This is a genomic window from Collinsella aerofaciens (genome assembly GCF_009876115.1).
GTDB lineage: Bacteria > Actinomycetota > Coriobacteriia > Coriobacteriales > Coriobacteriaceae > Collinsella > Collinsella aerofaciens_N.
Window position 1 is genome coordinate 75,535 of record NZ_WWSY01000003.1, and the last position, 12,302, is coordinate 87,836.

Here is a 12,302-nt window from a genome sequence, read left to right on the forward strand (position 1 = left end):
TAGCAAACCTTATTGTAGTTCAACCGCCGGGCGCAACCGCATCCCACCAACTTGGTGAGCTATTGATGAGTTGATGGTATCTGCTAAATGTCACGTACGATTCACATCTGGTGGGTACCCTGATGGCTAAACGAAACGAAGCAGATTTACACCGGGAGGACCCCGTATGGCAACCAAGTACACTGACGCGCCGCGCACGCGCGTCATGACACCGGCCGCGCTCAACAACGGCGTGCACGAGAACCATTCCATCGGACAGACCATGGCCATCGCGCCCAAAAAGGGCCTGTTCGACGACATTTCCATTCCCCAGATCGTCGCCGGCGCCGCAGCTGCCGCCACGAGCGTCGCGCTTGCCTCCAAGATCGGTATCGCCGGATCGGTGATCGGCGCCGCCGTGAGCTCAGTCATCACTGTTGTGTCCTCGCAGGTCTATCGCCATTTTATCTCCGCCAGCGCCAAAGCCCTCAAAGGTACGCACGCTGACGTCGACTACCCCGCCGGCGCCTATGAGCCCGTTGAGTTTGATGCCGAGGAGCACCTGGGCGGCGCCGCGACTACGCAGGAGATGCGCCAGATTGCGGGGCGCGCGACCACGGCGCGCGTCGCCCCCAACAGCCTGCGCGCCAAGGCGGCGGCAGAGCGCAGCCAGACGCAAAAGAAGGTTATCATCTTCTCGATCGCCATCGCCATCGTCGCGGTCATCGCCTGCACCGGCGCTATCCTTATCACCACTGCCGGCGAGGGTCTGGGTGAGCGTCCCGAGCCAATCCTTTCGTCGCGCACGACCGAGAGCGATGCGGATAGCACTGGTCAATCGCAAATCCAGCAGGACGACCCGCAGGGCAACTCCGCATCCACCAACTCGTCTTCGGACACCCCTGATCAGTCGCAGAGCGCCGATTCCTCTACGTCCAACAGTGGCACGCCGTCCGGCACGACCGACTCAAGCCAAACGACTGACGGTTCACAGCCGAACACGGGAGGCCAGACGAGCGACACCACGTCGGGAACGGGCACGGCAGACAGTAACAACACCAACAGCTCGAGCGGAACCGCTTCCGGCACGGCATCTGACAACTCGAGCCAAGGCACGGCATCGGGCAACTAAGTACGTTTGCCTCTCATAGATAACCGACCTGTACAACGGGCGCGAATCGAAAGCGGTTCGCGCCCGTTTGCCTTGGGCGCCGCCATGGCGAACGCCATGCGATGGTAAGATGCTTTACATGTGTAAAGAGGAGATTTGCCATGAGCAAGACAATAGTTAGGCCCACGCTTTCGCTGGGCAACCACATCTATCTGTATCGCCTGCTGCGCGATGCGATTGGATGCGGCAAGCAAACGTTTATGACGCAGGTCGAGGAGGCACTCGCCGCTGGTGATATGGCCGCTTATGACCTGGGCTTTGAGTCCACGCGCGAGCTGCTCGAGGAACTCGACGACTGCATTAAGCTGACCGTCTTTAAGGGCGGTCGCCTGTATGCCACCGTCATCGCCAATGAGGCCTGGGATACCGCCCTTGCCAAGGGCGAAGACAAGCCCAAGGCTGCCAAGGGCGCCAAGCAGTCCTACAAAAAGAAGAAACGCGGTGAGAAGGACCTCAAGGCCGTGCGCCCCAAGCACGTTAAGCGTCCCGAGCCCGAAGCCATGGTTGAAGCCGCGCCGGAACCCGAGCCCGAGACAGAGATCGAAGTCGCTATTGAGGTAACGGCAGAAGCCGAAACCGAAATCGCCGCCACGACCGATTCCGAAGTCATATCCGAGCAGGAAGCCACTGTGGAGCTCAACGAAGCGCCCAAGTCGACAACCGAAGAAGCCGCTGACCAACCCGAGCCGTCTGCGTTCCAAAACAGCGATGTCTTTGGCGACGAGGCCGAGGACGATCAGTCCGACGAGCCCGCAGATCAAGACGCTACCGAGTCGGCGCCGGAGCCCGAGACGCCGCAGCCCGCCATCTCGCTCACGGTCGTCTATGACCCCGAGAATGCCAATGCCGGCATCACCACCATGGCATCCACGCCCATCGAGGCAAAGTCGAGCGTCGAGAATGAGAGCGCGACGCAGGTTGAGGTTGAAACTGAAGCTGCAGACGCGCCCGTCACCGTGAAGCCCGCAGATTCCACAATCAAGCCGAAGACGACGCTGGAGTTCGCACCCGTCATCGAATCCGTGCCCGCCTCTGCTTGCGACCAAATTCCCGCACCGGCACCGGCTTCGGTACTCGCAGAGGCCCCAACCCCCGCACCCGTAGCGCCCGCCATCCCCGAGGACTTCCCCGTCGATTTCGCAACCGAGGTCTTCTGCCCCGGCCCGCTTCTGCACCAGTTGTCGACCTATCTCCCCTACGGCGCCGACACGCTCGGCATCATCGGCGAGTACTACTGGATCGCCCGCGAGCTCGGTACCATCGAGGCCGCGCGAAACCGTGCAAGCTTCCCCCTGCACTATACGCAGGCCGGCGAGCGCCACGAAGTCACCGTGCGCATTCGCCGCAACACCACCGGTGGCCTCGGATCCACCTGGGCCATCGATAAAGTCGAAGAACCCGAGCAGTAACGACAAACGGCTCAAATCCAAATCAGGATTTGAGCCGTTTTTATTTGTTGATGTTGCGTAACCAACAGCGAGCGGGCCGCAAGTGCCCCAGGTTGCCGTGAAAGAGGAGCGACGCGTACTTCGGTACGCGAGCGACGGCTTGAACGGCAAGATGGGGTGCTTGCGACCCGCGCAGCGTCGAGCAGTTACGCGGTTTGGAAAACCGCGTAACGATCTAGTCGCGCGTCAGCTTACGGTGGATACGATGCGGCTGGGCCGCGTCCTCGCCCAGGCGCTCGATGCGGTTGGCCTGATAGGCCTCGAAGTTGCCCTCGAACCAATACCAGTTGCCCGGGTTCTCGTCGGTGCCTTCCCACGCCAGAATGTGCGTGGCGACGCGGTCCAGGAACATACGGTCATGGCTAATGACCACCGAGCAGCCCGGGAACTCGAGCAGCGCCGCTTCGAGCGAGGACAGCGTCTCGACGTCGAGGTCGTTCGTAGGCTCGTCGAGGAGCAGCAGGTTGCCGCCCTGCTTGAGCGTGAGCGCCAGGTTCAGACGGTTGCGCTCGCCACCGGAAAGTACGCCAGCGCGCTTCTGCTGGTCCTGGCCCTTAAAGCCAAAGCTCGCCACATAAGCGCGGCTCGGAACCTCGGTCTCGCCGACCATCATGTGGTCCAGGCCGTCCGAGACGACCTCCCATAGGTTCTTATCGGGGTCGATGCCGGAGCGGTTCTGGTCGACATAGGAGATCTTGACGGTCTCGCCCACCTCAAGCTCGCCCGAAGTCAGCGGCTCCAGACCCACAATCGTCTTGAACAGCGTGGTCTTACCGACACCGTTGGGGCCGATGACGCCCACGATGCCGTTGCGCGGCAGGGTGAACGAAAGGTCATCGATGAGCACGCGGCCATCGAACTCCTTGTGCAGATGATGGGCCTCGAGCACCTTGTTGCCCAAACGCGGGCCCACAGGGATGCGGATGTCGGTCCAGTCGAGCTTCTGGCTTGCGCGGGCCTCGGCCTCCATCTCCTCGTAGCGAGCCAGACGGGCCTTGTTCTTGGCCTGACGGGCCTTGGGCGAGCTGCGCACCCACTCGAGCTCGGCCTCCATGCGCTTGGCGAGCTTGGCGTCGCGGTTGCCCTGTGCCTCGATACGGGCGGCCTTGGTCTCCAGATACGTGGAGTAGTTGCCCTTGTAGGGATAAAGGTGACCGCGGTCGACCTCGCAGATCCACTCGGCAACGTTATCCAGGAAGTAGCGATCGTGTGTGACGGCAAGCACCGCGCCCTGGTAGTTGTGCAGGAAGTGCTCGAGCCACAGGATCGACTCGGCGTCCAGGTGGTTCGTGGGCTCGTCGAGCAGCAGCAGGTCGGGAGCCTCGAGCAGCAGCTTGCACAGGGCCACGCGGCGGCGCTCGCCGCCGGAAAGCACGTTGACCGGCATGTCGGAATCGGGCAGCTGCAGGGCGTCCATGGCCTGGCCGAGCTTGGAATCGATATCCCAGCCGTCGGCGGCGTCGATCTCGTCCTGGAGCTTTCCCATCTCAGCCATGAGGGCGTCCATGTCGCAGTCCGGGTCGCACATCTCCTCGCCGATCTTATTGAAGCGATCGACCTTGGCGATCATATCGCCAAACGCCATGCGCACGTTCTCGATAACGGTCTTGTCGTCGTCGAGCGGCGGCTCCTGCTGCAGAATGCCCACGGTGTAGCCGGGGGTGAGCCTGGCATCGCCGTTGGAGACCTCCTCGATGCCGGCCATAATCTTGAGCAGGGTCGACTTGCCCATGCCGTTGGGGCCCACGACGCCGATCTTGGCACCGGGGTAGAAGCTCAGGGTCACGTCGTCAAGGATTACCTTGTCGCCATGGGCCTTACGAGCCTGATACATCTGGTAGATAAACTCCGCCATTTGCCTGTTTTATCCTTTCTACCTGCTGTTTCCCTATTCTTGTTTCGCCTAAGTGGAAACGAAATGGAAAAACCAGCTCTGAAACGTAACGAAAAAGGGGCATGGTTGCCCATATCCCCTAATACTACCTGGGAAAAGTTCCCCCGGAACATACTATGAACTGCGTACGCTAGTTTTCCGCAACCTTAGCGAGCGGCTCGCTGCGATTTGCGCCACAGCAGATACGAGTAGACGTAGACGGCTCCAACCGAACCAAACGCCAGAACCGCAATCACCGCGGCGACGACTTCACTCGAAAGCACGCTGCCTGCCACGCCCATCACAATCAGGCCAAAGCCCAGCACCATAAAGCAGGCACCGCCAAAGCGCTGCGTACGGCGCCAGTTCTCGGGATTGGCAAGCGCCCAAGGCGTCTTGATACCGAGCGTATAGTTCTGCTTCACACGCGGCAAGTAGTTGCCTACGCCGATGAACAGCAAACCGACAACACCGGAAATCAGCACGTTGACCGAACCGACCGCCGGCACCACGCCCCAGACCGTAAGCTCTCCCAGCCAGCTTATGGCGCACATGAACAATGTGAAGGCGATTACGAAGCCCTGATAGAACTTGCCCGAGGTTCGATATGCCTCACCTTTGGGATCGATGCGCGGCACCACGCAGAACATTGCGAGAAGCACCAGAGGCAGCACGCCGAGCGCGGAGGCCATCCAGCTGGGACCCCAACCGTCGACGGCGCCGTTCGCGCCCCAGTGCGTGGGAATCTGCCCAGGCAAGCTCGGCATCACCATGAGATGCGCTGCGACATTGGCGACGCACAGAGCGACCAGCGCAATCCACACGCGCGACGATACCCCCGTGGGGTGAATGCCCTTGTTTTCGTTATTCATCCTTATCACCTTCCGTGTTTGTAAAGCCCATAAACCAACCGATCAAGTCCTGCATGACGGTAGTGTTTAAGCTGTATACGATGTTTTGACCATGACGTTCGTCGGTTACCAACCCGGCGTTTTTGAGCGTCGCCAAGTGATGGCTCAGCGACGGCTTACTGATATCGAAATGCTCGGCAAGCTCCCCCGCCGTGCAATTGCCCTCGCGCAGCAACTCCAAAATGCGCCGTCGCGTTGGATCGGCAAGCGCCTTAAAACCCTCTCCCGGCATAAGACCCCCTTTCATCATCTCTCATGACGCGCACACTATACTCGATATTTAGATGTTTGTCTAATTATCTAATACAGGAACATCTATAGAACATTCGTTCGTATTTAGCTACAATGGAAGTTGAAGCAGATGGGCCAGCTCCCTCTACCCGAGAAGGAGATGGACTATGAGTATTGACGATGTCCTGACGTTGTTATTGCTTGTAATCGCGGCTGTGGAGCTCGGCATCCACATTGGAGGTCGAATGAAATAGCCGCCCCCGCGTAATGCGAAGACGGCCACTTCTCACGCTACAAACGTGTTTGGGAGTTGGCCAACCCGCGGCAACGGGTGCCATCTGCTTCATCTTATGCGAATCACTGCCTCATTTCAACAAGCCCCTAGGGCTCAAATGGAATCGCGATAATACCTATAATGACGATAGCTAAAACACGATTCGCTTCCCCATCGGAGGATGTCTATGACCGAAACCACAGCCGCAACCCCCAACGAGACACGCGACACCAAGCTCGAGATCATCATGGGCCGCGAGGCACTCGACAAACTCGCCGCCGCCACGGTGCTGGTGCTCGGCTGCGGAGGTGTGGGCTCCAATTGCTGCGAGGCACTTGTCCGCGGCGGCATTGGTCATTTCGTCATTCTGGATAAGGACATCATCGCGCCCAGCAATATCAATCGCCAGGCCATCGCCTTTCAAAGCACCATCGGCAAGCGCAAGGTCGATGTTATGGAAGCCATGATCCACGACATCAATCCAGCCGCTACCGTCATCAAGCGCACCGAATACCTGTTGAGCGACAATATCGACGAATTTTTCGCGCGCGTTTTGGAGCAGACGGACGGCAAGCTCGACTACGTCGTCGACGCCATCGACACCATCTCGGCCAAGCTCACCATTGCCAAATATGCTCAGGACCACGACATTCGTTTGGTTAGCTCCATGGGCGGGGCCAACAAGCTCCATCCCGAGTGCCTCCGCTTTGCCGACATTTTCGATACGGTACGTGACCCCATGAGCCGCATCATGCGCAAAGAATGCAAGAAGCGCGGAATCAAGAGTCTTCATGTACTGTTTAGCTGCGAGGAATCGGTTAAGACACAGCCCCGCGACCCTTCCAATATCCACGAGCGCACCGAGCTCGGAACCGCCAGCTTTATGCCGCCCATCATGGGCCAGATGATTGCCGGCGAGGTTATCCGCCAGATCAGTGGCCGCGGCACCGAGCGCGTGCGCGCCGATGGCCAGCGCTTGGACTAGCGGAGCGCGCCGAGATGGAGCCCCGGTTATTTGATGCACACTGCCATCTTGATTTAATGGCTCACCCGGACGCCGTTGCCGATGAGGCAACGGCGCTGGGCTTGGGTCTATTTGATTGCGGCGTCGATCCACGCGACTTTTCGGCCGCAAACGAGCGCGCTCGTCGCCACCCGGGCATCATCGCCGGCGTTGGGCTTCACCCCTGGTGGCTCGCCGATGGCCACTGCGGTTTTGCCGAAGTCAATCTGCTTTGCGAAGTTGCTGCCCAAGAACGCTACATCGGCGAAGTCGGACTCGACTTTTCCGCGCGCTTTGCTGGAAGTGAGCCGCTACAAATACAGGCACTTAACCGGCTCTGCGATGCGCTCGTGCAGCATCCTCTTACCGGGCGCGTGATATCAATTCACGCCGTTCGTTCGGCAGGAGCCGTACTGGACGTCCTCGAATCGCATGGACTACTCATCCCAAACCCCGACTCCCCCGCTATCATCTTCCACTGGTTTAGCGGCACTTCGGACGAACTCACCCGCGCGCGTAATGCGGGCTGCTATTTTTCCGTCAACGAACGCATGCTCGCGACCAAGCGCTGTCGCGAATACGCACGACAGATTCCACTCGACCGCCTACTGCTCGAGACCGATGCGCCGGCCGAGCCAAACACAGAAACAAGCACGCAGTCGCTCATCAGGTCGCTCACAAGGACCTCAGAACGCATCACCTCGCTCAAAAACTGCGACGCAAAGCGCATCGAGTCGATAGTTTTAACAAATGCGCGCTCTGTTTTTGACCTTCGCTAACCCCTGGTGTGCAAAAAATGCCAAATATGAGTACTGCTACCGGAATGGATACATTTCTTTTAACTTTCCAACCGCCAGAATAATCCTCGATTGTCCGCTAATTAAAGCTTTTACAGTCATTCATCCTGCGTTTTCACAAATCTTAAACCCCTCCAGACGCTCAAATCACGTCTGAAGGGGTTGATTTTGCTGCGACTAAATTAGTCACAGTACTCATATTTGGCATTTTTTGCACACCGGGTCCCGAGGAGGCGCCTGCACCTCCCCGGGACCGCTCGGCTATTCGACGATTGGTGCTCCGTGGCCCCAAGAACCTTCCATGCCGCACACGGTCGAGGCAAACCCGGCAGCAAAGTCGAGCGCGCGCTCGATGGCCTCGGCGCCATCTTCACCACGCTTGGCGGAATCGAGATAGCACATCAAAAACGAGGTAAGGAACGAGTCGCCCGCCCCCATGGTGTCCTTCATGTCCGTTACCGGTTTAGCCAGCTGGCGGTAATAACGATCGCCGTCGTAAGCAATGCAGCCCTCGGCGCCCGCCGTAGCCGACACAAAACGCGGACCCAGGCCCTTCACCCATGCCAGACGCTCGCGAACCTCATCCTCACTCGCAGCATCCGCCGCACTAAAGAAAGCGAAATCGACGTAGGGCGCAATCTGCTCGTAGTACTCGTCGGTAGAGTCGTCCGAAAAGTCAAAAGAGACCGTGACGCCCGCAGCCTTCAACTTGGGCAGCTCGCGCTCGGTAAAGCAATAGTTGCCCGAATGAACCACATCGAACTGCTTCATGTACGAAAGGTCAAAGCGATCGAGGACATAGCGCGCATCGCCACGGATACCGCCCTCGTTGGAGCCAAGGAAGACACGGTCACCGTCAACGACGGTCACGCGAGCCGCTCCGTTCTCGCCAATCATCTGCTCGCACTTGTCAAGCTCGATACCCTCATCCTCGAGGCTTGCAATGACATGCTCGGCAGCGGCATCATTGCCAAAAATGCCCATGTATGCGGAGCGTGCGGCACCGCATTTCTTGGCATAAACGGCGAAGTTCACCGCATTGCCGCCGGGATACATGGTGTGGATATGCTCGTAGCGATCGACGACGTTGTCGCCAAATCCGAGCGCGTTAACGTTAAATGCCATGGCCTTTGCTCCTTCTAGTACTCGACAACACCCATATAGCGACGGAAATCGGGATCGTGATCAAACACCTTGCCGCGTGCAGCACGCAGCTCGCAGTTCATGGCGTAGAACAGCACCGGGTCCAGATAGGCACGGACGCTCGCCGGCACGGCTTCCATACCGTACTCCTTGGCATCGAGCACCATCAGCGTATCGGTATGCGTCTTAAGGAACGCCAGGGCGCGCTCGTCCATAGCACGGCACTCGCTGGAGCCCATCTGCAGGAAGTAAAAAACGCCATCCTGAGTAGCCTCGAAGGGGCCATGGAAGTACTCGGCAGAGTGGATGTAGCTGCAGTGCTGCCACTGCATCTCCATAAGAGAGCAGATAGCGAAACCGTAGGTCTGGCTAAAGTTGGGACCGCTGCCCAGAATATAGAAGAACTCGTGCTCCTGGCAAAGCTTGGCAAAACGATCGCCCAGCTCGGCATTTACCTTCTCACGTGCCGGGGGAAGAATCTTATCCATCTCGGCGATACCGGCATACATATCGGCAAGATCGGCGTAGCCCTCCTGCTGATCGAGCAGCTCGGCCGCAAGCGACAGCGAAATGCCAGCGGGGACCTCGGCCTGCGGCACACCCTCGCCCCATGGGTAGACCCACGTGGTCCACTTGCCGGAGTCGATCTTGGATCCAGCGTTGTCGGTCTGGGCGATCACCGTAGCGCCGGCGGCAAGGGCAATCTCGCAGCCCTCGACGACCTCCGGGGTATTGCCACTGTGGCTGCAAGCGATGACCAGGGACTTCTCGCCCAGACGACGCGGACGCATAATGTCGAATTCACGCGCGGTATAGATATACGAAGTGAAGGTGGTTGCCTCGCGCTGCAGAAGCTCATGAGCCGGGATCAAATCGATCATGGAGCCACCGCAAGCAATCCAGTAGACGCTGTCGAACTTGCCCTTCTCGGCAATTGCCTCTTTGATCAGATCGCGTGCGTTCATATCCAGTTCCTTTCTTGTTTGGGCCGCAATCAATGACGTTGGTTGCGTGGCCGATAGTTGTTTTAGTCAATCAGATATTTCTCGAATGCGGCCATGTTCTTGGCATCAGCCGCCGCCGGGTCATCGTAGTAACGGCCGTCCGTAATTTCCTGGCCCAGCATGCCGTCGAAACCATGGACGTTGAGTGTGGCAACGAAGGCGTCCATATCGTGCTTGCCATCGCCCCACACCAGATGGCCATACGGGTCACCGTCGATAAAGTGCATCTCGTGAATTGCCCCATCACCAAAGGTGGCAAACCAGTCCTCGAGCGTCTCGCCAGCAACGCCCATCGCGGTTGTATCAACCATGGGCTGTAAATACGGGCTCGCGACCTCGTCAATCATGCGCTTCGCATCGGAAACCGTCGTCACAAGGTTGCTCTCCTCGGGACGCAGGCTTTCCATCGTAAGCACCAGACCGTGCTCGCCGGCATACTCCGCCAGAATGGACAAGTGCTCGCGGCTGCGCTTCCAGGCTTCCTCGCGGTCCTCGTCCCAGTCGCCCCAGCCCGAGTTGACGGACATACGGTCGCACCCAAGTACCTCGGCAAGTTCAATGCCGTGCTTAAAGTACGCCAGGCTGCGCTGTTCATGCAGCGGCTTGCGTGCGCAGTACTGCCAAGGATAGACAACATTCTCGGGGCACAGAGTACGATACCTAAGCCCACGGTCTGCAGCCTTTTTCGCCAGGACCTCAGCCTCAAAGTAGCCCGTATGGTCGAGCGTCACATGCGGCTCTGCGCACCACAGCTCAATGGACTCAAAGCCCAAACGCTGCTGCACATCAAGGAAGTAATCGAGCGACCACATGATGTAGTGGATATTCATGCCCGCAATCTGTTCGCGGCGCAGCGTCGGCTTGGATTCAGACATCTTATGCCTCCTTATTTCGATCGAACACGATTTGTCCGTCCGACATCGTCATATCAACCGCAAGATCGCGTGCGTCGCGATAATCGAGGTCAAACACATCCCGATCGAGCACGCAGATATCGGCAAGCTTGCCGACCTCGAGCGTACCCAGCTCATCTTCGCGCATCAGATCGTACGCGCCCCCGGCAGTCCAAGCGCGCAAGAGCTCGACAAGCGTCAGCGTGTTGACCTCATTCACGGGCAGTCCGTCGGCGAAGAATCCGCCGCACGCGCTGTAGATTGACTCGCCCAGGCTCGGAATCAACAGCGGCAAATCCGTTCCACAGCACACCGTGCATCCGGAATCTTCCATGCCGCGGCGATTCCAGCTGTGCAAAAGTCGCGTCTCGCCAATTTGTCGACGCATCATCGACAGGCAATCCTCGCGCCGGTCCAGCGTCAGAATCTGCGGATAGACCTCGCAAATTCCACCTAACTTGCCAAACTCGACAAGATCGGTCGGGTCAGAGTTCTCGAGATCGGTAATCGCATGGCGGCGAAGCATCCGTCCATGCTCGTCTCGAGGCAGCGAGGCATAGAGCGCCACGGTGCGACGAACGGCGCCATCACCCTGGCAATGCAAGGAATATCGGAAGCCGTCAGCATCAATTGCACGCAGCTCGCTTTCAATCAGATCCCACTCTGGCTCCTCGACGACCGTCTTGCCGGCAGCGCCCGCATCGGCCGTATCCTCATAGGGGTCAATCATCTCGGCAAGCCCCGCCCATACGCCGCGATCGGTCATACGGTTGAAGCCAGAAAAACGAACGAACGGTCCCCGGAAGCGCTCTCGTGCCTCGCGAGCATATGCCAGATTTGCACCAGCGCCCACCGGCTGCGACATCATAGAGACGCGAACCGTCAGCTCGCCAGATTCCTCACGGCGAGCCATTTCGTCGGCAAAGCCGTAGTAGTCATCAAACGCCATCTCCTTGATGGCGGTAACGCCGCGCTCGTTAAGCATGCTCATGTAGTCCGAATACCCCGCGCGCACCTCGGGCAACGCGAGGAAATCGCTCATCATGCGCCAGATCTTCTCGGCATAGCACGCCTGCGGTGTAAAACCGTATCGCGCACTGGCGGCAGCATTGAGAACGCAGGTCTCCGCGCCCGGTGTAAAGCAGACGACAGGGATATCACCAAAAAACTCGTCAAACACAGCTGCCGTATTTGCGTTCTCGGCATCCGATGCCAACGTTTCGGATAGGTTGTGGCCAAAAGCCGCCGCGCAATCCGGATGATCTTCTTTCCATGCACGCAAGAGCGACACGGCCTCTTTGGCATCATCGATGCCGGACAGATCAGACCCCAACGTCCGCAGCGCCCAGCCTGTATAGAAGGTATGTACATCGATCAGACCAGGCATGACGGTGCGGTCGCCCAGATCAACTACCTCGTCCGCCTGGGTCAAATACGAAGCCACCTCACACTTGGTGCCAACCGCCTCAATTCGATTGCCACGGACCGCTACGAAACCTTCAAACGGCAGGTCCCCCGTACCGGTAAAGACGCTCTTAGACGTCAGGACCGTTAAACGATCAGACATCACAACCA

11 protein-coding genes are annotated in these 12,302 nt (G+C 58.7%); 4 read left to right on the plus strand and 7 right to left on the minus strand.

The annotated features are described in order from the left end of the window. Nucleotides 1-166 precede the first annotated feature (166 nt). Nucleotides 167-1,111 (plus strand): hypothetical protein, encoded by a 945-nt coding sequence (locus GT571_RS03010; protein WP_161155397.1) that lies wholly within the window; start codon nt 167-169, stop codon nt 1,109-1,111. Between the two features lie 140 nt (nt 1,112-1,251). Continuing rightward, a complete protein-coding gene (locus GT571_RS03015; protein WP_161155399.1) occupies nt 1,252-2,559 on the plus strand; it encodes a hypothetical protein in 1,308 nt (435 codons plus the stop codon). 214 nt (nt 2,560-2,773) lie between these two features. Here GT571_RS03015 and ettA read toward each other — a convergent pair whose 3' ends face one another. From ettA to GT571_RS03030, 3 genes are all read right to left on the minus strand, one after another. Continuing rightward, nucleotides 2,774-4,453: an energy-dependent translational throttle protein EttA gene (gene ettA / locus GT571_RS03020; protein WP_055251458.1), complete on the minus strand. Its 1,680-nt coding sequence runs from the start codon at nt 4,451-4,453 to the stop codon at nt 2,774-2,776. A gap of 185 nt (nt 4,454-4,638) precedes the next feature. Further along, nucleotides 4,639-5,343, minus strand: a complete 705-nt coding sequence (locus tag GT571_RS03025; RefSeq protein ID WP_161155401.1) for an SdpI family protein — start codon at nt 5,341-5,343, stop codon at nt 4,639-4,641. Next, nucleotides 5,336-5,614: an autorepressor SdpR family transcription factor gene (locus GT571_RS03030; protein WP_022094448.1), complete on the minus strand. Its 279-nt coding sequence runs from the start codon at nt 5,612-5,614 to the stop codon at nt 5,336-5,338. Before GT571_RS03030 ends, GT571_RS03025 begins: the two co-directional genes overlap by 8 nt. A 460-nt stretch (nt 5,615-6,074) precedes the next feature. Between GT571_RS03030 and GT571_RS03035 the strand changes: the two genes are divergently transcribed. Next, nucleotides 6,075-6,872: a tRNA threonylcarbamoyladenosine dehydratase gene (locus GT571_RS03035; RefSeq protein ID WP_055309765.1), complete on the plus strand. Its 798-nt coding sequence runs from the start codon at nt 6,075-6,077 to the stop codon at nt 6,870-6,872. Between the two features lie 14 nt (nt 6,873-6,886). Further along, nucleotides 6,887-7,669 (plus strand): TatD family hydrolase, encoded by a 783-nt coding sequence (locus GT571_RS03040; protein ID WP_161155403.1) that lies wholly within the window; start codon nt 6,887-6,889, stop codon nt 7,667-7,669. Between the two features lie 279 nt (nt 7,670-7,948). Here the strand turns inward: GT571_RS03040 and GT571_RS03045 are convergent, their stop codons facing one another. The 4 genes from GT571_RS03045 to GT571_RS03060 form a co-directional block, all read right to left on the minus strand. Further along, complete coding sequence (locus tag GT571_RS03045; RefSeq protein WP_161155405.1) at nt 7,949-8,812, minus strand: PfkB family carbohydrate kinase; 864 nt, start codon at nt 8,810-8,812, stop codon at nt 7,949-7,951. A gap of 14 nt (nt 8,813-8,826) precedes the next feature. Further along, the gene (locus GT571_RS03050) at nt 8,827-9,795 is read right to left on the minus strand and encodes an SIS domain-containing protein (protein WP_118066053.1); all 969 of its coding nucleotides are present in this window, start codon (nt 9,793-9,795) and stop codon (nt 8,827-8,829) included. Nucleotides 9,796-9,857: 62 nt separating this feature from the next. Then, nucleotides 9,858-10,709, minus strand: coding sequence for a sugar phosphate isomerase/epimerase family protein (locus GT571_RS03055; RefSeq protein ID WP_148332759.1), 852 nt, complete (start codon nt 10,707-10,709; stop codon nt 9,858-9,860). 1 nt (nt 10,710) lies between these two features. After that, complete coding sequence (locus GT571_RS03060) at nt 10,711-12,294, minus strand: amidohydrolase (RefSeq protein ID WP_161155406.1); 1,584 nt, start codon at nt 12,292-12,294, stop codon at nt 10,711-10,713. Between the last annotated feature and the right edge of the window lie 8 nt (nt 12,295-12,302).